We start from the raw sequence: 22875 nt of genomic DNA, 5'->3' as shown, positions 1-22875 counted from the left end.
CAAACCCGGCGTAAGATGAGCTATTCCAACGACAAAAACAAGTCAACCAGCGCTTTCGCAACAGAGCGATGATAGCTCGCCACACTAATACTGTAGCGCTGAACACTTACGGTATAGTAAATTTTTATATCATGGATCCATTCAACTTAGATGGAGACGATTCCGTCTGGATAAAAATATGATTCATAGTATCTGGCGCTGTGCAAGCAATGCAGCCATGATCCCGCCTTCTAATTCGCTGAAAGCGACAGATGCCGTTTCTCCACTCATGGAGAGGTCCGGGTCGAGACCGTTACCAAGCCGTTCAAGCTGCATGTTGTTCCAGGGAAGGATGTGGAACAGGTTCAATTTCGCTTCCGGGGACGGAAGGCGTTCGATTGCGCCAGCAAGCAGACGACTCGGTGCTTCCGGATCAGCGATCAATGGACGACCTATACCAATGACATCAAGTTCACCCGCTTCGAGTGCTTCGAGCATGCCCGTGACACTGCGGAAGTTACCGGTCACCATTATTGGCATTTTAGCGACGTTGCGCACCGCGCCGGCGAAGGCCACAAAATAGGCTTCACGAGCGCTACTACTGGCAAGCACCCCATCCTCCCCTTCATCTTTGACTGCAATACCGACCACTTTGGGTTGTTCAAGTGAACCGCCTGAAAGTTCCAATAGATCAAGGCTGGAGTCATTGAGCATTTTCACCAACTCGATGCATTCGGCGTTGGTGAAGCCGCCACGCTGAAAATCTGATGCGTTAAGCTTGATACCAATCGGGAACGCCGGTCCGACCACGCTGCGGACCGCGGAGATGACTTCAAACAGAAAACGTGACCGATTTTCCAGGGAGCCGCCCCACTCATCAGTTCGGCGGTTGGAGAGCGGACTCAGAAACTGCGAAATGAGATAGCCGTGCGCGGCATGCAGAGATAGCCCCGTGAAGCCTGCATCCTTTACTTCCCTGGCAGCAAAAGCAAATTGGTCGATTGCATGACGGATCTGCGCTTCGCTCATGGGTCTGGGTTTGGCAAAGCTGAAACCCGCATTCCTGATCACATCGATCTCTACGTCCGAACACGAGAGCGGTGCGGGATTGATTATATCGCTGACCTGGCGTCCTGTATGACCAAGCTGAGCCCAGAAGTGCGCGCCTTTCGACGTCCCGGCTCTGGCTAGATCGGCAAGTTGGTGGCGCCCGCTGGTATCATCGATCACGATATTTCCTGGACGCTCCAGATGCCAACGATCGACCTGAATATTACCAGTGAGCAAAAGCCCGGCACCGGAACCAGCCCAACGTCGATAGAGCGTTTCCAATTTAGGTGTGGAATGGTTGAACGAATCGGCCAGACCTTCACTCATCGCCGACTTGGCGAGACGATTGGGAAGCTTAGCGCCGCACGGGAGAACGAGAGATTGAGCAAGGGGGTTAGTCATAAAAACTCCTGGTAGCTTGATCGCCACACAGACAGGCAATCTGGTTCTGAAAATAACGATACACGACAGTGATCACTGTCGTTGACACGACAATGAGCGCTGTCGTATGATTTGTCAACTCAAGAGTGAAGGAACAGAAACAGATGGCGAAGACGTGGTCAGCCGACAACCCCAAAGCGACATTGATGGCACGCAAGCAGGCTCTTATCGTCGATGCTGCCCTCACGGCCTTTTTAAGTTCCGGCTATGCGGAAACATCGGTTAATCAGATTGCAGCCGATGCCGGGGTATCTATTAAAACGCTGTACCGGCATTTCGAGAGCAAGGACGATTTATTCAGCGCGGTTATGCAAGCCGCATGCGGCAATATGCCAGGTGCTGATGCCAGCGGAGAGGAGAGCACACCAAGCTGGTACAAGGATGCGCCGTCTGTAGCGTTTCCCATGATCGGAGAAGAATACCTTCGCCACGTCTTGTCCCGCGATCAGTTGGCGCTCTATCGGGTTGTCACCCGCGATGCGCTTCGCTTTCCTGAGTTAGGCCGCCGCTATTTACAGGAAACGACCGGAAGACGCGATGCTAAGTTCGCTGGCTACCTCAACATTTGGGCAGACCATGAAGGCTGGCAGGTTCACGACAGGAACGCGGCGGCTCAGATATTTGCCGGGCTATTAAAGGCGCGTATTTACGACGAAGCACTACTGGGGGTACGCCTGCCCTCAGAAGATGAGATTGTCGAGCAAGCGCGAGACGCTGCGCAACACATGCTCCAGCTTCTTCGCTCGGGACATTTCATTGAGGGCGCAAATCCGGATGCGTAGCCCGCCGGGCACGTCACGGTATCAGCGAACCATCGCAACTGGAAAGGAGCGAAGTAGATGTCAACTAACAGCAATGAACTGACAAGCGAGCTCATCGGCACCGATTATGAGGGCTGGAACGATGAGCTTCGGCAGGAGTTTAAGACCAACGTATTCAATGGCCAGGTTGGTGCCCGCCTGCTAAGCGAAAACCAACGTGTCCGGTTGTGGGAAATCCGGCTAAGACCAGGCGAGCGTTTGCCCGCTCACCGGCACGTCCTGGACTACTTCTGGGTCGCGATCGAGCCGGGCCGCAGTCTACAGCACGCTTCAGATGGGACAACCCGAATCGTTGCTTACGCCGCGGGCGACAACAAGCACTTCACCTTTAGCGCAGGCGAGTACCTGCTGCACGATCTTGAAAACATCGGCGATACCGAGTTAGTTTTCAGCACAGTTGAGTTCCTGGACAGCGTTAATACTTCGTTGCCGCTGGGATAAATTTCGATTGACCACAAAACTAATCGGCTCGGATTGATCTGACGGTGGCTGTTGCCATCGCTGGCCCCTGCTCTACCAACTAATCAGATTTGGAGATATCGATGAAGATCCTCGTTACCGGCGCAGCCGGATACATTGGAGCGGTAGTATCCCGCACGCTCGCAGTTCACGGACACCACGTAATCGGTCTGGCACACAGCGCCCGAAGCGAAAAAGCAATCCTCGCAATGGGCATTCCTGCTCAAGTCGGCAACCTTAATGATCGCAACAGCCTGAGTTCCGCATGTGAGGGAATCGATGCCGTTGTCGACACCGCCTCAGCCGATCATGCGGAATCAGCAGAACACTTCCTTGATATCCTCTCTGGAACAGGGAAAATTTACGTACGAACCAGCGGAACCGGCATATATATGGGCCTTGAAGGTGGAACCCTTAACGAGGTTGTTCATCACGAGCAGGATGGCTGGACACCACTACCACCGATGCAGCACCGATTCTCGATTGATCAAAAGGTTCTTCAAGCGGATGGGGAAGGCCTCAGGACCGTTATCATCCGCCCCTCGATGATCTACGGTCAGGGCGCCAGCGAACAGCTTCCCGTATTGTTCCGTGCCGCACTCAAGCATGGATTCGCTGGATATTCAGCACCTGGGCTCAATCGTTATGGCAATGTTTACATTGATGACCTTGCCGCGGTTTATCCCCTTGTTATTGACAATCCGCAGGCGCGGGGGGCATACAACATCGCTGCATCGGAGTGTGACTTCAAGACAATCAGCGAAGCCATCGGCAAAGCTCTCGGCGTGCCGTCCCGCCCCTTCACGGATTTAGAAGAAGGCGTGTCCACACTCGGTCACATCTGGACTGCCGCCATGGGCTGCAACAGTCGCGTTGACGCCAGACGGGCTCGCGAAGAATTGGGTTGGGAACCGAAAGGCCCCGATTTGATTTCGGAGCTCATCGAAGGCTCTTATCGCCGCCTGTGGGGACCGAAAACCATCACGGTTAATACCGGCTCTGAAACTGAACCAGCCTGAGGAATAAATTGTTCAATCAATAGGGTCAGCCGCGTGGAAATTTATCAGTTCGGATTTGTGACGTCGTTCCTTTAACCTGATGCCTCCTTGAATAGCCGAACATGGAATTACATGCAAGCTCAACAACATGTTTAAATAGCTGCAGGATCTAAGCGTTGTAAACATCTGCAGGCTACTTCTCAGCAGTTACAGGTAACGCATCAGGTTAAATATGAGGTGCCTTGCGTCGCTTAGAGGCAAATGAATAAGAGTAGAGAACAAACTGGTAAACCAAAGCCCGATCATCCTCATGGGGTGACCGGGCTTTCAGAGGAACTGTATTAGCAATAGATAGGGAAATAGCCAATATTATTTTTAATAATTTTACACTGACAATCCATGATTTCGATGCCAGGGTTAAATCATTATTTTCATTCCGAAAGCACAACAACAATCCTTATTAAATTAGGAGCAATAATTTCACTATTTTTATTTATGGAACAATATTATTTACACATTCCTGCGTGAAGAATGGGCAGCCACACCTGAAAGCTTATTCAAAACTGGCTGTGAATCTATTCCCCATTCTTGATCCAGGGATAATGGTCCTGCTGTGTTAGGAAGAATAAAGGGAATTGTGACCATGAAGAAATAAAAGGGTAACTCCCATCCACCTCCGGGGAGCATCCATGTGTACCCCACCCCAAAATGCCCGCTCATGAGTTCAATCGCAACAAGGTAAATCGCACTGATAAAAGCACCAGCCCTGGTCAGAAAGCCAAATCCAAGTGAAATAGCAGAAGAAAATTCGACCAATCCACCGACGATGATCATCGAAACGGCAAACTGCTCACTGAGTACCATCCCGAAAGTATGAACACCAACAACATTCTGGAAAAAACCAACCAAACCAGCATCATGATGGGAAAGGAACAACTTCTCTGTACAGTGTGTCAGCCAGTTAAATCCGATAACCATTCTTATAAAAGAAAGTGCAACCGCTTGGGTGCCATACTCTCTGATTCCATCTCTGAAAATAATGATAGCCTCAATCAGAAGCGGGATAAAAGTTAGGGCTGTGATCCAACCAACAAGTAACCAGTTATGCTGACCAGCATTTCTAACCACAATAATGGTAAAAAACAAAGCCAGCATAAAGCTTATTAAGCGTTTTTTACGCCATAATAGTGCGGAAAGAGGAATGAATAACGAAAACAAAATCATGACCACAGCTGACCAGGTTCCATCATAATTCTTCGTATACAGCACCGATGAAATCAATGAAACAAACCCCAGTAAAAATGTTAAATAATAAATCTTAACTTTCATTTCCGTGTCACCTTGTTTCAATAATAATCCGGACAATCAAATATAAAACAATAAACAAAACTTCCGCCCCCCTAGCATTTATGGCTAGAAAATGCCTAACGACAAAGATGATTTACTGAGCAGTATTTACTCTAAGGATTTAAACTCAACGTTTTATCTTTTTCTATCAATCTCTAATTAATTCACCATTCAATAAATCCGAATAATAGAATGAAAAAATATTGATTAAAATCAAAAAACAAGTGCAATGATATTTTTTTGATTTTAAGTCTTTTACTTAGATAACTATTATTTTCGTTAACGCATTATCTGGAATGTCGTTGATAATAATACTTGCGGCAGAGGTATACGACATTGACACTGGAGTGAGACTTCAAGGCAATCAGCGAGAGCATCGGTCAAGCTCTCAGTATACCCCCCTCTCTAAGGGCTTTGATGAAGAGGACGTGTCCATTTTATGTCGCTTCTGCCCTGCCGCTATGGGTTACAACAGCCGTATTGACGCCAGACGGGGCGCTAAGAAGTTTTAGAGTAAACAGCGCGACAGGCATGAGGGAAATACAGAAAGTTAACCGAGGGGTGACAGTATGTAAGTTTTATATTTGCAGATTAAGACATATATCAGTCAAATTCTTTTGATTTGATTTGATTTGATTTCAATGATGAGAGTTGCTGCAGCCCATCGGCTGCAACTCTATCCATCTGGCCCTACACCCGGACTATCACCAACTCTTTCCCCTCTTCTCGTCTTTGGTCCCTCGCCACATGACTTTCCTTCAAAGATAAGGGACTGAATTGTACATTAATGATAGTACCGGGTGCGGCGCACACATTTACTTCTTCTGTATGAACTCGATCTTGTATCCATCCGGATCTTCAACGAACGCAATTACCGTTGTCCCGTGCTTCATCGGGCCTGCTTCTCGCGTTACTTTTCCTCCCTGTTCCCGTACTGAGTCACAGGCTTGATAGGCATCCTCTACCTCCAGGGCGATGTGGCCATATCCTGTGCCGATTTCATATTTTTCTGTGTCCCAATTATGAGTCAACTCGATTACGGCTGTATCGCTTTCCGGCCCATAGCCCACAAACGCAAGGGTGAAACGTCCTTCAGGATAATCATTGCGTCGTAATAGACGCATGCCCAAGACATCTGTGTAGAATTTAATTGAGGCGTCAAGGTCGCCGACACGAAGCATCGTGTGCAAAAGTCGCATAAAAACTCCTATAAATGATGATAACGGGAATGTTTAACCCCCAATTGGCAGGCGTGAGGTGTCGTCGAGGAAAAGTATACAGCGTCTTTTGATGAGTCAGATTCAACGTAATAGTGATTTGCACGCAAAGACACGACGTGATATTGGTTTGCACATGAGGACCAGTCTTGGAAAACCGGCTCACGTCGATGCAATTATTCTCTTGAAATTAATCACGACCGATCGACTTCGGCAGGCCGATTTACACACCAGGCCAAGATATCTGGCCCGAGTCTGATAGCCTTACCCTGTTGAGTAAGATTCAACTATTAGGTGCCTTTTGATACCCGAGGAAAACCGCATGCCCGCACATAATCGTAATGACCTGGCAACGCTAAGCGCGTTCTCGGTAATCTGCCGTCGCAAAAGCTTCCGACTTGCCGCGACAGAACTGGGGGTAACGACCTCTGCGCTAAGCCACGGCATGCGGACACTGGAAGAAAAGCTAGGGGTCAAGTTGCTAAATAGAACAACCAGAGCGGTATCAACGACATCAGCGGGCGCAGTTCTGGCGAAAGGACTTGAGGTGGGCTTTGAGCAGATTAATAGCGCTCTGGCGGAGCTTTCCCAGTTCCGTAATGCGCCCACAGGCTCGATTCGAATTAACGTCCCGCGCGATGCATCGCAGTTGCTTATCAGTCCTGTGCTGGGCCAATACCTCACTCGGTTTCCAAAGGCCCAGATAGAAGTGGTCGTCGACGACAATATGGTCGATATCATTAAAGGTGGATTCGATGCCGGCATTCGCTATGGGCGCAGCGTCCCCAAAGACATGGTCTGTATTCCCCTTACCCCTGATTTAAAATGGGTGGTCGTCGCATCTCCGGCTTATCTTGGCGCACACGGTACGCCAACCTCTCCTGAAGACCTCAAACAGCACTCTTGTATCCGCATGCGTATTGGCGATGAGTCCATCTATCACTGGGAACTGGGACGAGGCGCTGACGCGTGCACAATTGATGTCCCCGGCCGGGTCGTGCTCAACGAGACCGATGCCGTTGTGAAGGCGGCGCTTGCGGATGTAGGTATCGCCTATTGTCTGAATAAGCGCATCGAGCGGCATGTGGCTGAAGGCCGGCTCGTTATCGTAATGCCCGAGTGGACGCCTCCGGAAGAGCCTTTCGTTATGTATTACCCGAGCCGCCGCCAGCTTTCAGCCAATCTCACACATCTGGTGCAGATGATTCGCAAGAGTAACGGCTTGCCGGACCTAAAACGATAAGGGAATGAGAGCCAGTGTAACTTTTCCTGGCTCCATGACTCGAAGTGTTTACCTTAACTCGCATTGGCGTGTCCTTCACAGGCCGTGGTGATGTCTGCATAGCCCTCTGGCCGTTCAATCAACAAGTCAGCGCCCGTTATTGACCAATCATTCCAATACATCTACTATCGAATCTATGGCAAGACCTAAAGAGTTCGATACAGACACAGCGCTTGATGCAGCAATCGAGGTATTCCGCGAGCATGGCTTTGCCGGGACCTCCACGCAGATGCTGACCAAGGCGATGCAGATCGGAAAGCAAAGCCTCTATGACACCTTCGGTGACAAATGGCAGCTTTACTGTTCTGCGCTTCAGAAATATGCCCGCGCGGAAACGGCTGAACATATTAAGCTTCTGCAGGAGGGTGTGAAAGCTATTGAAGGAGTGGAGCGAATGCTCGAACGTATTGTGTCGCAAGCACATCGCCCTTGCCTTGGGGTGAGTTCCATCAATGAATTTGCTGACAGCCAAGCCGATCTCGTTAACATTCGCCTATCTGCCGGGCGGCCTCTACGCGCTGCGCTCTTAAGCAAAATTGCCGGGGCGAAGCTGGAAGGCGATATGGGTGCAGATCTCAATCCTGAACATGGGGTCGCCTTTTTGCTCGCAAACGTGACGGCGATTCGTCTTGCAGCGCGTGGTGGAGCGAGCCAGGCCGAGCTGTCCGGCTTGGCACGGTTAGCTTTAAAGGCACTTAAATAAATTTTTTTGCTTAATTCTGGACTGAACGTTCAATAATAGGAGTTGTTAATGAAAGCAATTGTCATGAACAGGCCGGGGGGTTATGAAGTGCTTGAGCAGATCGAGATGCCTACCCCGATTCCAGCCGCAGGGCAAGTCCTCGTGAAGGTTCACGCCTCTGGCATAAACTTTATGGACATCGGCGTCAGGCAGGGTAATTTCTGGACCGAGCCCAATCCGAAGGTCCTGGGCGTCGAAGGAGCAGGTCAAGTTCTGGCGGTCGGCGAAGGGGTAGAAGACATATCGCCAGGGCAACGCGTGGCCTGGGTTTATGCGCCAGGAAGTTATGCAGAGAACGTTGTCATTCCCGCCTCATCTCTTGTGGCGATACCTGATGAGATTGATTACCGAACCGCAGCCTCTGTGATGATGCAGGGCCTGACCGCCAGTCATTTCGCCACGGATTTTTACCCGATACAGCCCGGTGATATTGCTCTGGTTCATGCGGCGGCTGGCGGCGTCGGCCTGCTTTTAACCCAAATCATCAAGCTGAGAGGGGGACATGTCATTGGGCGTGTCTCTTCACCTGATAAAGTTGCTATCGCCAGGGAAGCGGGCGCCGATCATGTGATAGTGGACACGGAAGGACATTTCGCGCAGGAAGTGATTCGCCTTTCAGGCGGTGAAGGTGTGCATGTCGTCTATGACGGTTCGGGCCCGAAGACATATCAAGCCTCGCTGGATTCGCTTCGGATATCGGGCACCTTCTGCTGGTTTGGCCCGGTACTCGGCGGGCCAGGCGCGCTGGATATAATGGCGCTCCCCAAAAGTATCAAAATCGGCTACGCCGTCTTTGCCCATCACGTCCGTACACCTGAACTACTGCGCTCACATTCAGCGCAACTCTTTGACTGGATTCGTACAGGCCAACTCAAGATCAGAATAGGCGGTGAATATCCTCTGGCTGAAGCGGCCAAGGCACATGCGGATATAGAAAGCCGGACCACTAGTGGAAAACTACTACTAATCCCATAATGGCAAACGGTATCAAGCGACGCTTAGCGCATCAGTACCGTTACGCGTCGCCCATTCCCAATGATACTTTAAACACAGCTTTACTCCTTAAACATTCGTTGCGTCTCACTGAAAAAACAAGCGCCCGGTCTAACTGTGCACCAAGTATCTCTTCAATCAAAACCTTCAGTGCGGGATGTGCGACCAGCATTTCGACTACTGCGTATACAGGATCTACGCGCAGTCCCAAGACCTCCATGCCGCATCTGAGATGGCAATTTGGATCTTGCTAAACGCATCAGAGAAAGCCGTAGATTATGTGGGTCTATTATTCAATAATTCCGAAATAAGCATTCTGATAATGCTGAATTATATAATTTAACCTTGGCGTTTAATATTCCTGGTGTGATTACGCTGTACACCACCTGAGGTTATAGAAGTAGCCGCAATCCCCTTTTCTCTCCGTCAAATGACGCGGGAAGTCGATCCGGCAACCGGCTTAGGTGCTTTGGTCACCTGCCAGACGCCGCGCACGCTGACCATCCTGGAATCAAGGCTACCGGTGAGGGCCCTTGCCGCCCGACTCGCCCTCGCGATCCGTCCGGCACTCTTTCTCGCCTCGTCAATGGGGGGTAGATTTTAATGAACATCAAATCATGGAGTATCGTTGCAGTCGTCGCACTCATTTTCTCGAAAGCGGCTTTCGCCGAGGAATTCATGTTGCATAGTCGTGATATGAACGAAGGAAAATTTACGGCTACGCAGACGTTAAGTGCGTCCTACGGCCTCGGTTGTAGCGGTGGCAACATATCTCCTCAACTTAGCTGGGAAAATGCACCTAAGGGTACGAAAAGTTTCGTCCTGATCATGAGTGATGAAGATGCACCTACTGGCATAGGCTGGACACACTGGGTTGTCGCCAACATACCTTCTACAACAAGTGAAATTAACGCTGGATCAGGTGGTCATCCTCAAAAGTTACCAAATGGCGCACAGGAAACCCTCACTGATTTCGGAGAACCAGGATACACGGGTCCATGTCCGCAAAAAGGGCAAATACATCGGTATGTAATGACCTTATATGCATTAAACGTTGAAAAATTAAATGTTGAAGCCAAAACAATGCCCGCACTAATGAGACTTTTAGTTAAGCAGAATAGTATAGGGCTCACTTCTATTACCGCACTACAGTCCCGATAATTATTAGATATCAAGCCATAACGTATATTCAACAACATTCTGAGAGGAAATTATGACACAAACAATTATACCGGGGCGGCCAGTAGCCATTGCTCCTCCCCGGACTTCTCCTTATATCACGGCGGGACTAACAGCACTCGGTCTAATAGGGGCCATCTACGCGGTGGCCACCGGGAAAACACCAGGGATTTCGCCACTGGGCCAGTTCTTTCTGATCGCCTGGCTGGCGGTATCGACAGCAATCTCACTTATTGTGACACCACGCAACTTCGTTATTGGCTTTCTCTCAGGGCTACTCACCTTGCTGATCGGTTGGCGCATCGGCGGCTTTGTGTTGATAACCTGGGTCTGGATACCTTGTCTTCTCGCATTCCTTTCGTATCTGGCGCAGTTTGTTGGCACCATTCGAGTAAATAGTACTGCCAGCGACTCGTCGGCTATAAGTGCCATTGAGTGGCAACTCATATTCCTGAGGATGTACGTGGGCTTTGATTTGGTCCCCCACTTCACAGAAAAACTGTTTGCCGGTTCGGTACCTTATCTGGCCGATGTTAATGCTTTTGCCGATTTGTGGCATGTACCTATGGCGTGGCTCGTCGTAATCATAGCGGGATGTTGCGAATTAGCTACTTGCATCGGCATCGGCATGGGTTTATGCACTCGCTTAGCAGCCATAGGCGGCGCACTTTATTACTTCTTTGCCACGCTGATAGGAGGCCATTTCTCCACCGGCTTTATCTGGCTTGGGGGAGGCTGGGAATACACGGGGATCATGATGGCATGCATTGGTAGTTTTGCTTTCGTTGGCGCGGGTCGTTTTTCATTAGACAGTCTACTGATCAATAGTGGTCGCTTCCCTAAATCGCTTCGATTCCTTGCAATCCGGCATTAACAATGGAGCACAGCATAATTATCGGCCACCTGTATTAGCTACGGAAAAAGGGTTGGTCTGTAAATATTCCGGTAATCAAGATCATTCCTTATTAACGATCTTCCTCAATACCTATTATTGCCACCAGAGGTGAGCGCTATGTACAGAGCCTGATTCACTGAACTTATGATTATCGCTGTCCTTAGTTCTTCGAAAACCGGATGCAGCCTGTAAGGCGTTTTCCGTAAGGTCAGAATATCCCTGACCACTTAGCACAATCGTAAAACGAAGTATGGCGGCATGGAAGCCGCTAATATCTAAATAAACGCTGAACGTCTGGAACAGATATTTCCCGTTCTGCATCCGGATAATTGAACGTTGGAAGATGTTATTAAAAAATACTTTAAATTATTGCCAGCGCGTGATTTTAGCAGCTCTTAGGATGAGATTTATGATGAGTAGATGCCTGGCAAAAAGGACATTCTCGTATTACCGTTAAGCAGGGTGATTTATCTTTAACTGTGAAATGACTCGGCACCAAAATACTCATGGCCTGGCGATAGTTCACTCCCTACGTCCATCCCGTTAGAATAAGGATTTATGTAATGACTCACTCGGGCACCCCAGAAAAAATCAAATTACCGGAAGGCATTCGTTCCAGACACATTCCTGGCGTCAACGGCTTGAACATGCACGTTCTTGAAGCCGGCTTTTCCGATCCGGGCCGCCCCTGTATTTTGCTTCTTCATGGCTTCCCGGAGCTTGCCTATAGCTGGAGAAATGTCATGCTCGGGTTATCCCGAAAAGGCTTTTACGTCATTGCACCTGACCAGAGAGGTTATGGACGCACGACAGGGTGGCGTAATGGATATGATTCAGATTTACGGCCTTTTTACATTTTGAATCTGGTTCGGGACGCCGTCGCTCTTGTGAATGCAATTAACCTGAACGCCATCACGGCGGTTGTGGGCCATGACTTTGGCTCACCGGTCGCTGCATATTGTGCCTTGATTCGTCCAGATATTTTCCGCTCAGTTGTTCTGATGAGCGCGCCATTCAGTGGGCTGCCTCATCTTAGAGGCGATAGCAAGGAAGCGTTAAACGAGCCTGATATGGCAAAACTTCTTGCCGCCCTTTCCCCTCCCAAAAAACACTACCAGAACTATTACTGCACACGTGAAGCTAATGATGACATGATCAATTCCAGGATGGGATTATCCGTATTTTTACGCACGTATTTTCACGTCAAGAGTGCGGATTGGGCAGGAAACTCACCCTTTATGTTAAATTCATGGTCTCCTAAGGAACTGGTCAAAATGCCATCCTATTACATCATGGGATTGAACGAAGGGATGCCGGATGCAATTGGAACCTGTACCCCAACGTCTGTCGAGATAGAAAACTGTGAATGGCTCACCGAAGACGACCTGGAATTTTTTGTGCAAGAATTCCGCAGGACCGGATTTCAAGGCGGGCTGAACTGGTACCGGTGCAGTTTTCTAGCCGATCATGAAAACGAATTGAGCCTGTTTGCAGGGCGTACGATTGATGTACCTTCGTGCTTTATCTATGGAGAGAAAGATTGGGGAGCATTCCAGTTACCGGGGGCCTTACAAAAAATGCAAAACACTGCTTGCTCCCATATGAAGTCCGTTGAGACGATATCAGGAGCAGGTCATTGGGTTCAACAAGAGCAACCGGAAAAAGTCGTCATGACTATATTGAGTTTTCTTAAATAACAGAAGAATGAGCCACTCACCCGAATACATTTCCATAGTCGGAAAACCTTCCGGAAAACTTCTCCTGTTCCAATAAATTCAGGATGTAATCTATACGATATTTTATTCGTTCTTGAGCCACTCGATAAAGAACGCGCTAAATGCCGTGACCTGCAATGGCTGGAAGCGCCTCTGCGGATAAACAAATTGCAGACCGACCTTTTTTTTATCGTGGCGGCTGAAGCCAATAAAGCTATCCTCCAGCAGAACCTTGAGCCTTCCCTGCTCAATATCACGTTTTACATCCCACCAGGACTTGCTGGCAATACCAGCCCCAGCAAGGACCCACTGGCGTAACAGTGCACCATCCTCACAAATCATTGCTGGCGAGACCCTAACTACGCTGGATTCCTCCTGGGTCTCAAAGCGCCATTCATTCATTAACGTACCGCGCTGTTCCAGCACAAGGCAACGGTGCGCGTGTAGATCCTGCGCTGTTTGCGGTACGCCATATGTTTCCAGATAGGCGTTTGATGCGACAAGAACCCGGTGATTAGGACGAATGAATTTCGTCACCAGATTACTGTCGGGGAGGTTGCCAAAACGAATACTCATATCTAGCCGGTTGGCAATTAAATCCACCACGTTTTCGCTCAGATAGACGGAACTTCTTACCTCTGGATATTGGCGGGAAAACTCCAGGAGCGCAGGAGAGAGATACTGGCAGCCAAAATCTGTTGGTGCGGAAATGCGAAGGCTGCCGCTCAGCATCCCATCCTTTTGGGTCAGTTTTGATTCTGCTTGCGCCATCTCTTCCAGCACCCGGAGCCCCGCGTGATAAAACTCCTCCCCGGCCCGAGTCAGCGCTATGGCGCGGGTGGAGCGATTAAATAGCCTGGTCTGATAACGTTCTTCCAACGCTTTCAGTCTGGCAGTCATAGTCGCTGGAGAAAGGTTCATTCGCCTGCCTGCAGCGGCCAGCCCACCAGCTTCCACTACTGCGACCAGCAATGCCACATCTTCGAGTTTTCCCATTATTCATTTTTCCTGAATATACCATCAATTATTATCGTCATTATCAAATCAGCCTACGGGACGTAAAGTCAAGATAGAACGTATTCCATTGGAGAATAAAAGAATGCAGCAACGTACGATTTTTGATGCCGTCCATATCGGGTCTGTTGATTTAAAGAATCGAATTGTCATGGCGCCCATGACACGAGCACGGACAGCTCAGCCGGGCAACGTTCCTACAGCGTTGATGGCAGAATATTATCGCCAGCGCGCCAGCGCCGGTTTGATTATTACCGAAGCAACGCAGATTTCCCCTCAGGGGCAGGGTTATTCCTGGACCCCAGGTATTCATTCTGCTGAGCAAGTTGCAGGATGGAAACTCATCACGAGTGCCGTCCATCAAGCTGGCGGCAAAATATTCTCTCAACTATGGCACGTGGGGCGTATGTCTCATGAAAGTTTTCACCCTGACGGTAAACCTGTCGCGCCCTCTGCACTGTCACCGAACGCGCAGGTCTGGGTGGTCGACAGCGAAGGTATTGGGCATATGGTCGACTGTCCGGTACCCCGTGCATTAACTCATGATGATATTAATCATGTGATTGCAGATTATCGTCAGGCGGCTATCAATGCCATTGAATCGGGTTTTGACGGGATAGAAGTACACGGCGGTAACGGTTACCTCATCGATCAGTTTCTGCGTCGCACTTCCAATAAACGCACTGATGAATACGGAGGCAGTATGGCCAACCGAGTGCGTTTTGCTCAGGAAGTACTGGAGGCCATTAGTGACGCCATTGGCGCCAATCGCACCGGGATCCGCCTGGCCCCCTTCATTACCCAGCGCGGCATGGATGATCCGCAGGCTATCGAAGCCATTCTGGTACTGGCGGCCTGGTGCGAGAAAAAAGGTATCGCCTTCATTCATCTGGCAGAAGCCGACTGGGATGATGCGCCACAGGTACCTTATGAATTTCGTGAAACGCTGCGTGCTACCTTCAGCGGTACCATTATTGTTGCGGGGAATTACACCAAAGATAAAGCCGAGAAACTGCTGATGGCTGGCGTAGTAGATCTTGTCGCTTTTGGTCGTCCATTTATCGCTAACCCAGATTTACCCCGTCGGCTGAAAGAATGCTTGCCACTGGCAAGTATCGGAGATGCGGCCACGCTGTTTGGCGGCACCGAAGTGGGGTACACCGACTATCCGTACTTACCTGTTGCAGTGGTATAAATTATGACTCAACGAACATTGATTATCGGCGGCGCAACGGGAATTGGTTTTGCTGTTGCGCAGTTAATGGCTAAACGAGGCGACAATATTATTCTTGCCGGTCGCAATGCTAATAAACTCAGTAATGCTAGCCAGAGACTTCAGACAATCGACTCAACAGTAGACGCACTTGAAATTGATATTGCTGATGAGGAGCAGCTTAAGAATTTGAGCCTGACGTTGGGCAAAGTGGATCACATTGTCGTTACAGCGGGTTCTCAGGCTCCTGGCGGGATTTTTACCTCCCTTGATTTTCAGAAAGCGAAACAGGCATTTGATATCAAATTTTGGGGGGGCCTGGCCGTCGCACGCTATTTAAGCGATAACATTAATCCAGGCGGCACGCTGACTCTGACTAGCGGGTTCCTGGCCCGGCGGACGGTCCCTGGGACAATGGTCAAAACCACCATGAATGCGGCACTGGAAGCGGCAGTTAAAATACTGGCAAAAGAGCTGTCGCCACTGCGCGTTAACATTATCAGCCCAGGTCTAACAGACACCGAGGCTTATGCCAGCATGGCTCCGGAAGCTCGTCAACAAATGCTCTCAAGGGCAGCGGAAAATCTGCCGGCAAAAACATTTGGTCACGCGGAAGATCTGGCAAAAGGTTATTTATTCGTTATTGATAACCCTTTCGTGACTGGGTCGGTCGTGGATATCGATGGCGGGGCCTTGATTAACTAAGTCATTCACCTGCGAAGATGGGACTCTCTGCGTAGCAGCTAAGCATTTTTTGGGCATTATTTAAATGCCCATTTTTTTACCAATAAAAAATTAACAGCAAGAATAGCCCCTCGATATCTCGTTTCGGGTCTGTCGCCGTCTCTACTCTCTTATTCGTTTTAGTGAACCATATTTCATTCTCTGATCAGGAATTGGTTGTATAAAAATAAGGGTGCCGCATTCGTATGCTCAGCATCATCATTAATTAAAAAAATGAGCAGCACTCCTCCTATATACAGCCTCAAATGTTTCGCACTGACAAAATCAACAAACAACAATAACGACGTCAGTATTCAGCGATATTTCTTCTTGAAAGGAGATATATTATGCCAAAAAATAACAATGGTTTCAATTGTCAGAATCGCATGCAAGACTGGCTCACTATAAATGAGGCTGTTCAAATAGCTAGGCGGAGAACAAATATGGATTTAACGCACAGCGGAATTTACCGCCACGCATTATGTGGCGACATTTCTCTTTCCATTTACTTCCAATCTCCCGTTATATTACGTAAAGTCAGAACCTCTGATCTCAAAACAAAGCTAAGACTGATACCCCCTTCATTTATCAACCGGATTTGTCTACTTGAAAAGAATTGTTTTCTTAATGGGAGGAATTTAATCCTTAGCACTGAAGGGAAATACATTTATCCTACTCAGCGGATTATTGATACAACGTTAACAGGATATGAATATGTACTTACTCAACGCTTGCTGGCTCGTTCTCTAGGTATTCCGCAACCTATCACTGGTGCTAATAAGATCAACTATGGGATTACAGTAACTTTGTCAGGAGAAACATTTCAGGTATTAGAAAAAACAACATGGGAGGAAAGAATAAAACGACAACTTGTTCACTTCCCGAAAGAAATTACAGAGAAAATTCATGCGTTCATCACATCACAATCGATCAACAGACTTCAACGTGAAGGATATTTTCCGATTCATACTCTTCCCAAAGATGCTTGTTTTGTCATCCGATATGCGGAGTTAGAGAAACTAATCGAAATACCTTTCGCGCATAAAAAAACACCCCCCTCTTCAACGCGAATATCTACGCCATTATCTCGCCTGTTCTGGCTTGCCTGCAAACACAACCATACCATTAGTCCATTAATCAGACAGCCTTATAAGCTGTTGTCAATTTTCGAACAATGGGCATCAGATGACGGCATCACTGATCGACTGAGTGGCGACACGCTGAAAACGGCACTTGAACGTGGCTCCCCCACAACTTCTGCATCCAGTTAAATAACTCCTATCTGAAAGTCCGTATTAATGACGCTGAAATCCGTAATACGGACTTATAAACTTCCTTCTTTGCCCTTCCCTATGTTTTTTGTTATCTCCGGGCACTCCCCGTTTTTGTACTGGAGGAAGTTATGACATCTCATCAGTTATTGCGTTTGAAGCAAGTTGAAGTAAAAACTGGCCTGAAACGCTCACAAATCTACCTGTATATGAAAAATGGAATTTTTCCTCACTCAATAAAAATCGGCCCAGCCAGTGTAGCCTGGCTCGAATCTGAAATTGATGAATGGATCAACCTCAAATTAGCTAACCGCTTAACGCGCTGAAGGGAGAAACCGCCTTATGATCCCCTCACTGAATTACGCTGTATTAACAAACGCTCTATGTGCGCTAAAGGAAGGCAATTTTCGTTATTGCGAAACATTAGGATTCACATTTGACGAACTGAATGCTCTCAATCAGCTATCCCTCGATGAATTGTTTATTATCAGCCGGACGTCGATACAGTTTATAACTGTCACTGTCCGCCATGACGCGTTACGCCAGATCCTGGCGCTGTCCAGTCAGGAAGTTTTACGCCAACAACAAATTAACCGGGCCATCAAATTGGGAGGATCTATTGCACTCCTAAACCACTATTTCGGCCTCACCTCTAATGAAGTCTGCGCTCGACGCCGATTGATAGGGGTCACAGTTCCGTATGGCAGAACGCCTATTCCGAATGAAGCTACCGACATCGAAATCTGGCAGTTATGGCAGAAAAGTCGCCCGGAAAACATCGAATCATTTGACGCGCTGGAGGTAATGATGCAAGTCACCGAAGCTCTTGGTTCATTGGTGGATGGTCTATCTCTTACCGCCGTCTGGAACCGCATCACGCTTTGCGAAACGGCAGCATCAGAAAGGAGGTCATCCCATGCCTGATGAGATCGACCGCGATCAGGAATTTAATGAACAACGTCTGGAAGAAATGATTGAACAAAACCGTTTCAGACCGGCTCCGACGCCATCCTTGTTCTACTGTCGCTTCTGCGGTAAGCCTATTCCCGATAAACGGCGTCAGACACTGCCGGGCGTAACAACCTGCACGACATGCCAGACCACACTTGAACTTCGACAGCGCTGAAAATATGACGTTATGAGTGCGGAGAACTTATTTTCTCCGCACGTCTTTTATTATCCGCATAAATCACTATACCTATTTTCAACATCCGGCATACACATTCAAACTGATACAACGTTATTTAACCTGCCGAATAAATTAATATCTATCGCGCTTTTTCTCTTATTTCGCATTTGATTTTTCTGTTCCCCGTCTGATTCAGATAGCGCACCCTGACCACGTCATCTTTCACTGGCGAATTTTATGGAAATTTATTCGTCCGAGCAAGATACTGCTCTTTAAAAACAGGGTTCGGGCTATCACGTGACCATAATTCAGGGTGCCGCTGAATGTTCTCGCTGACCCGTTAAAACCGGAATGCAGAATCGGGATGTGACCTATTTATTTCATCGACTGCTGTTATTCATGAAAGGAAAACACTATGCGAAAACCTGTTTATCACGCGTTTGTCACCCAAGAAGGTCAGCCCGATCCGCAGGGCGAAAAAATCACCTACTGGACCAGGGTCGGAGCGGCCTTCCCCCATCATGGCAAACCCGGGCTGAACGTAGTACTGACGCCCGGTATCGCTGTCACCGGCAAACTGGTACTCCTCGAACCCAGAGACGACAGCGAGGCGGCTAACGGGCCCGCCTGACTCCCAACGCAGCCCCCCTTACCTCTGTTTCCGGTGATGTGCCACCCGAAGGCAGCATACATTGCCTGTCTGACTATTCTGAGACCATCATGCTTTCTCCTTCCGTTTTTCTGGCGGCGGCCATGCAGTGTGCCGCCAGCGTTCATCCGTCCACGGCGTTTGATGTGGCACGAGTTGAATCCTCATTTAACCCATATGCCATCGCTGAGATTGTGCCAGGCGGTAAAGGTGTTATTTCCCATCGGCCCGCCAGCAGGGAGGATGCTGTCGGTATCATCCGGCGACTGGCGGAACAAGGCCGACGCTATTCGGTCGGGCTGATGCAAATCACCAGCACTAACTTCCACCATTACGGCGTAACGGCTAGCGACCTGCTTAACCCCTGCATTAATCTTTCCGTCTTTGAACGCATTCTCAGTGACTGTTACCGGCGTGGCGGAACGCTGAAACGGGCGCTCAGTTGTTACTACTCCGGCAATTTTGAAACCGGTCAGCGACCGGAATCCGCCTTTAACCAGACCAGCTACGTGCAGCGTGTTGGTTATGCCGTTCCGTCCACGCAGCAAGATCGCCCGCGTGACCCCGACCGGAGCACGCCGCCGTCTGTCCATTATCCCGCCGTTGTCCTGCGCGGCGAACCTTCCGGTGCCACTGTGCCGGTCCTGGCTTCTCGGCATTATCCCGGTGTCGTCATTCGCGGCGCGGTTCCTGTTATCCCTGATGAGGAGAAATGATCATGCGTAAACGCCGTTACTCCGCTGTTGCTTCCGTCCTGCTGTCTGCCCCGGTGCTGGCGGCGGACAGTGGTTTTAACAAAGCGAATGAAACACTGAGCAATACCTCAACCGGACTGCTGGGACTGGCCGCCGTCACCATCACGCTGGCAACCATGTGGGTAGGCTACAAGGTGCTGTTCGATGGCAAGAGCCTGCATGACATGCGTAACATCATCATCGGCGCGATCCTGATTGTCGGCGCATCCGGCTTCGGTGCCTACTGGGCGTCATAAGGGAGGCAACGATGGCTACGCTGAATAAAGCACTTACGCGGCCTGCCGCCATTATGGGTATTCCTCTGGTGCCGTTCGTTCTTGTCAGCGGGGCCATCGTCCTGCTGGCAGTCTATGTCAGCTATTACCTGGCGGTTCTGCTCATTCCTGCCTGGGCGGAAATGAAAAATAAAACCCGAAAGGACATTCATTATTTCAGTCTGCTCTGGCTGGCGTTTAAAACCCGTGGACGACTTTTCACCAATACCCATTTTGGCGCGAACGCCCTTCTGGCAAACCAGTACGATAACGTTGATGTCTCGGAGTTTATTCAGAAAATGAAATTAAACGAGCGTATCACGCTGGATAAATATATTCCGTATTCCTCCCATATTCACCCTTACGTCATCAGAAACCGTCACCGTGATTTGGTTGCTACCTGGGAGCTGGGCGGCACAGTCTTTGAATGTGAAGACGAACATCACCTGACCCTGATGGCTACGCACCTGAATAACGTTATTCGTTCGTATGAGGGTCTGCCGGTAACATTCTATATTCACCGGCTCCGTGAAAAATACCATGATGCTTTTGAAGCCTGTTCGGGTATTCCCTTTTCCGATGACGTCACCCGGCGGTATTACCAGCCGCTAAAAGAAAAACCGTTCTGGCGGCACCGGCTGTTTTTCACCGTCTGCTACGCGCCGTTCTCTGCAATTGAGAAAAAAACCATGAAAGCGCAACCACCCGGTGAACGGCAGGTAGCACTGGATGTCGCGCTCAAAATCATGCTGGAATACCGTGAAGCACTGGGATCCTCATTATCCCGCTATATGGCAACGCCGCTGGGGATATATGAAGAAAACGGTCGAGTGTATTCCTCACAACTGGCGTTCTTCCATCGTCTGCTTACCGGTCAGTGGCAGAAGGTGGCCGTAACGCGCTCACCATTTTATGAAACGCTCAGTACGCCAGATGTCTTTTTCACCACCGACACCGGTGAATGCCAGACGGTCAGCGGTTCCCGCTTCTTTCGCAGTCTGGAGATTAAGGATTATTCCCCGGAAACCCATACCGGTATGCTGGATGCGCTGCTGTACGCTGAAAGCGAGTATGTTCTGACGCAATCCTTTTCCTGTATGGCACGGGATGAGGCGCAGAATCATATCCGGCTGGCGGAAAAACGGCTTAACTCTACGGACGACGACGCGATTTCCCAGCGCGAAGAGCTGATTGTCCTGCGCGACCTGCTCCAGTCCGGACATGTGTCGTGCGGTAAATTCCACTTTTCCCTGCTGATCTCCTCAGACAGTGCCGGACAGGTGGTGAAGGACACTAACGTTCTGGCCCAGCCCTTCGCCGATCTGGGTATTATGACGACGCTCTCCACCCTGTCACTGCCCGCCGCGTATCTGGCGCAACTGCCGGGCGTCTATACGCTGCGTCCCCGACTGGTGGCCGTCAGTAGCCAGAATTTTGCCGATATGGCCTGCCTGCATAACTTCCATCACCACAAACGCAGCGGTAATCCGTGGGGGGAAGCCATCGCCATCCTCACATCTCCCGGCGGTGGCGGGTATTACCTGAACCTGCACGACAGCCAGGCCGGGAGGGATGACACCGGAGAGAAAACGCCGGGGAATACGGCGATTATCGGAAAAACCGGCTCCGGTAAAACCCTGCTGATGACCGTCATGCAACAACTGATGCAGAAGTACCGTAACCCGGCGTCGTTTGCGCCTTCTGCCACCATCAAACGGCTGACTACGGTGTATTTCGATAAGGACCGGGCGGCGGAGATGGCGATCCGCCAGGTGGGTGGACGATACTTCCGCATCCGTACCGGCGAGCCCACCGGCTTTAACCCGTTTGCGCTGGAGCCAACCCGCCGGAACATCAGTTTCATCAAACGGCTGGTGCGCATGCTGTGCCGCCGCAACGGTAAGCCGCTCGATCCACGCGATGAGGAGCGGATCAGTGCCGCCGTGGATACCATCATGCTGGACTATCCGCCAGAGTACCGCCGGTTCGGGATCACCCGGCTGCTGGAAGTGCTGCCGGAGCCGCCGACTACAGATGCCCGCACCAACGGGCTGCGTATTCGCCTGAAACAGTGGGCGCAGGGGGGCGAGTTCGGCTGGGTGTTTGATAACGAGACCGATACATTCACCATCAGCGATGTCGATAACTTTGGTATCGACGGCACCGAATTTCTGGATGATGACGATATTCGCGGCCCCGTGACCTTTTACCTGCTGTATCGCGTGACCAGTCTTCTGGACGGTCGCCGCCTGGTGATGTTTATGGATGAGTTCTGGCGCTGGCTGGCCGATGTCGAATTTTCCCGCTTCTCGCTCAATATGCTGAAAGTCATCCGCAAGCTGAACGGTATCTTCGTTCCGGCAACACAGTCACCGGACGAAATCGTCAAACACCCCATCGCCCCGGCAATTATTGAGCAGTGCGGTACCCAGATTTTCCTCGCCAATCCGAAAGCCAGTCATGCAGATTACGTGGAGAAAATGAAAGTGCCGAACAGCGTTTATGAGACGGTCAGAAACCTGGATCCGGGCGAGCATTATATGGTCATCCTGAAAACACCGTTGCAGGCCGGAGAAACCCGCCCGTTTGTGGCAATGGCGAAAATGGATCTGTCCGGACTGGGTAAGCTCACCCGGCTTCTCAGCGGCAGTGAGGACAACCTGAAAATATTCGATGCCATTTATCAGGACGGTATGCGACCTGATGAATGGAAAGATACGTTTCTTGACCGGGCAATCTGAAAGCCAAC

General features: G+C 49.7%; 23 protein-coding genes. 19 read left to right on the top strand and 4 right to left on the bottom strand.

All coding sequences use genetic code 11. From position 1 onward, the window contains the following. Window positions 1-183: 183 nt before the first annotated feature. The gene (locus QMN38_RS01190) at window positions 184-1431 is read right to left on the bottom strand and encodes an NADH:flavin oxidoreductase/NADH oxidase family protein (protein WP_323604310.1); all 1248 of its coding nucleotides are present in this window, start codon (window positions 1429-1431) and stop codon (window positions 184-186) included. Window positions 1432-1574: 143 nt separating this feature from the next. On the opposite strand from QMN38_RS01190, the gene QMN38_RS01185 reads away from it, so the two are divergent. The 3 genes from QMN38_RS01185 to QMN38_RS01175 all read left to right on the top strand — a co-directional run bounded on the left by QMN38_RS01185 (window position 1575) and on the right by QMN38_RS01175 (window position 3769). Then, window positions 1575-2252 (top strand): TetR/AcrR family transcriptional regulator, encoded by a 678-nt coding sequence (locus QMN38_RS01185; RefSeq protein WP_323604309.1) that lies wholly within the window; start codon window positions 1575-1577, stop codon window positions 2250-2252. Window positions 2253-2309: 57 nt separating this feature from the next. After that, window positions 2310-2732: a cupin domain-containing protein gene (locus tag QMN38_RS01180; RefSeq protein ID WP_323604308.1), complete on the top strand. Its 423-nt coding sequence runs from the start codon at window positions 2310-2312 to the stop codon at window positions 2730-2732. A gap of 101 nt (window positions 2733-2833) precedes the next feature. Further along, window positions 2834-3769: an NAD-dependent epimerase/dehydratase family protein gene (locus tag QMN38_RS01175; protein WP_323604307.1), complete on the top strand. Its 936-nt coding sequence runs from the start codon at window positions 2834-2836 to the stop codon at window positions 3767-3769. Window positions 3770-4258: 489 nt separating this feature from the next. Here the strand turns inward: QMN38_RS01175 and QMN38_RS01170 are convergent, their stop codons facing one another. Together QMN38_RS01170 and gloA are read right to left on the bottom strand one after the other, a co-directional pair. Then, a complete protein-coding gene (locus QMN38_RS01170) occupies window positions 4259-5077 on the bottom strand; it encodes a DoxX family protein (protein WP_323604306.1) in 819 nt (272 codons plus the stop codon). A gap of 833 nt (window positions 5078-5910) precedes the next feature. Continuing rightward, the gene (gene gloA / locus QMN38_RS01165; RefSeq protein ID WP_323604305.1) at window positions 5911-6294 is read right to left on the bottom strand and encodes a lactoylglutathione lyase; all 384 of its coding nucleotides are present in this window, start codon (window positions 6292-6294) and stop codon (window positions 5911-5913) included. A gap of 340 nt (window positions 6295-6634) precedes the next feature. Between gloA and QMN38_RS01160 the strand changes: the two genes are divergently transcribed. The 6 genes from QMN38_RS01160 to QMN38_RS01135 all read left to right on the top strand — a co-directional run bounded on the left by QMN38_RS01160 (window position 6635) and on the right by QMN38_RS01135 (window position 13100). Continuing rightward, complete coding sequence (locus QMN38_RS01160) at window positions 6635-7555, top strand: LysR family transcriptional regulator (protein ID WP_323604304.1); 921 nt, start codon at window positions 6635-6637, stop codon at window positions 7553-7555. 175 nt (window positions 7556-7730) lie between these two features. Next, window positions 7731-8297 (top strand): TetR/AcrR family transcriptional regulator, encoded by a 567-nt coding sequence (locus QMN38_RS01155; protein WP_323604303.1) that lies wholly within the window; start codon window positions 7731-7733, stop codon window positions 8295-8297. Between the two features lie 48 nt (window positions 8298-8345). Beyond that, a complete protein-coding gene (locus QMN38_RS01150; RefSeq protein ID WP_323604302.1) occupies window positions 8346-9311 on the top strand; it encodes a quinone oxidoreductase family protein in 966 nt (321 codons plus the stop codon). Between the two features lie 621 nt (window positions 9312-9932). Next, on the top strand, window positions 9933-10490 hold the full coding sequence (locus tag QMN38_RS01145) for a YbhB/YbcL family Raf kinase inhibitor-like protein (RefSeq protein ID WP_323604301.1): 558 nt from the start codon (window positions 9933-9935) through the stop codon (window positions 10488-10490). A gap of 52 nt (window positions 10491-10542) precedes the next feature. Next, a complete protein-coding gene (locus tag QMN38_RS01140) occupies window positions 10543-11382 on the top strand; it encodes a DoxX family protein (protein WP_323604300.1) in 840 nt (279 codons plus the stop codon). Window positions 11383-11966: 584 nt separating this feature from the next. Next, entirely contained in the window at window positions 11967-13100 is a 1134-nt protein-coding gene (locus QMN38_RS01135) for an alpha/beta hydrolase (RefSeq protein ID WP_323604299.1), read from the top strand. 102 nt (window positions 13101-13202) lie between these two features. On the opposite strand, the gene QMN38_RS01130 is transcribed toward QMN38_RS01135, so the two are convergent. Then, the gene (locus QMN38_RS01130; RefSeq protein ID WP_323604298.1) at window positions 13203-14114 is read right to left on the bottom strand and encodes a LysR family transcriptional regulator; all 912 of its coding nucleotides are present in this window, start codon (window positions 14112-14114) and stop codon (window positions 13203-13205) included. Between the two features lie 103 nt (window positions 14115-14217). Between QMN38_RS01130 and QMN38_RS01125 the strand changes: the two genes are divergently transcribed. From QMN38_RS01125 to QMN38_RS01080, 10 genes are all read left to right on the top strand, one after another. Then, entirely contained in the window at window positions 14218-15327 is a 1110-nt protein-coding gene (locus tag QMN38_RS01125; protein WP_323604297.1) for an alkene reductase, read from the top strand. Beyond that, window positions 15328-16050, top strand: coding sequence for an SDR family oxidoreductase (locus QMN38_RS01120; protein ID WP_416348248.1), 723 nt, complete (start codon window positions 15328-15330; stop codon window positions 16048-16050). Between the two features lie 365 nt (window positions 16051-16415). Then, window positions 16416-17339: a hypothetical protein gene (locus QMN38_RS01115; protein WP_323604295.1), complete on the top strand. Its 924-nt coding sequence runs from the start codon at window positions 16416-16418 to the stop codon at window positions 17337-17339. A gap of 131 nt (window positions 17340-17470) precedes the next feature. Next, window positions 17471-17665 (top strand): AlpA family transcriptional regulator, encoded by a 195-nt coding sequence (locus QMN38_RS01110; protein WP_323604294.1) that lies wholly within the window; start codon window positions 17471-17473, stop codon window positions 17663-17665. Between the two features lie 16 nt (window positions 17666-17681). Beyond that, a complete protein-coding gene (locus tag QMN38_RS01105; RefSeq protein WP_323604293.1) occupies window positions 17682-18263 on the top strand; it encodes a DUF2857 domain-containing protein in 582 nt (193 codons plus the stop codon). After that, window positions 18256-18465, top strand: a complete 210-nt coding sequence (locus QMN38_RS01100) for a TraR/DksA family transcriptional regulator (RefSeq protein WP_323604292.1) — start codon at window positions 18256-18258, stop codon at window positions 18463-18465. Before QMN38_RS01105 ends, QMN38_RS01100 begins: the two co-directional genes overlap by 8 nt. 418 nt (window positions 18466-18883) lie before the next feature. After that, window positions 18884-19099 (top strand): hypothetical protein, encoded by a 216-nt coding sequence (locus QMN38_RS01095; RefSeq protein ID WP_323604291.1) that lies wholly within the window; start codon window positions 18884-18886, stop codon window positions 19097-19099. A gap of 89 nt (window positions 19100-19188) precedes the next feature. Beyond that, a complete protein-coding gene (locus QMN38_RS01090) occupies window positions 19189-19833 on the top strand; it encodes a lytic transglycosylase domain-containing protein (RefSeq protein WP_323604290.1) in 645 nt (214 codons plus the stop codon). Next, on the top strand, window positions 19830-20108 hold the full coding sequence (locus QMN38_RS01085; protein ID WP_045418700.1) for a TrbC/VirB2 family protein: 279 nt from the start codon (window positions 19830-19832) through the stop codon (window positions 20106-20108). The genes QMN38_RS01090 and QMN38_RS01085 overlap by 4 nt, the downstream gene beginning before the upstream one ends. An 11-nt stretch (window positions 20109-20119) precedes the next feature. After that, window positions 20120-22867: a VirB4 family type IV secretion/conjugal transfer ATPase gene (locus QMN38_RS01080; RefSeq protein ID WP_323604289.1), complete on the top strand. Its 2748-nt coding sequence runs from the start codon at window positions 20120-20122 to the stop codon at window positions 22865-22867. Window positions 22868-22875: the final 8 nt, after the last annotated feature.

This window comes from Citrobacter sp. R-1.5.2 (genome assembly GCF_035064245.1).
GTDB lineage: Bacteria > Pseudomonadota > Gammaproteobacteria > Enterobacterales > Enterobacteriaceae > Citrobacter.
The sequence above is the reverse complement of the archived record's forward strand: the minus strand, read 5'-3'. Positions and strand labels throughout refer to the sequence as shown.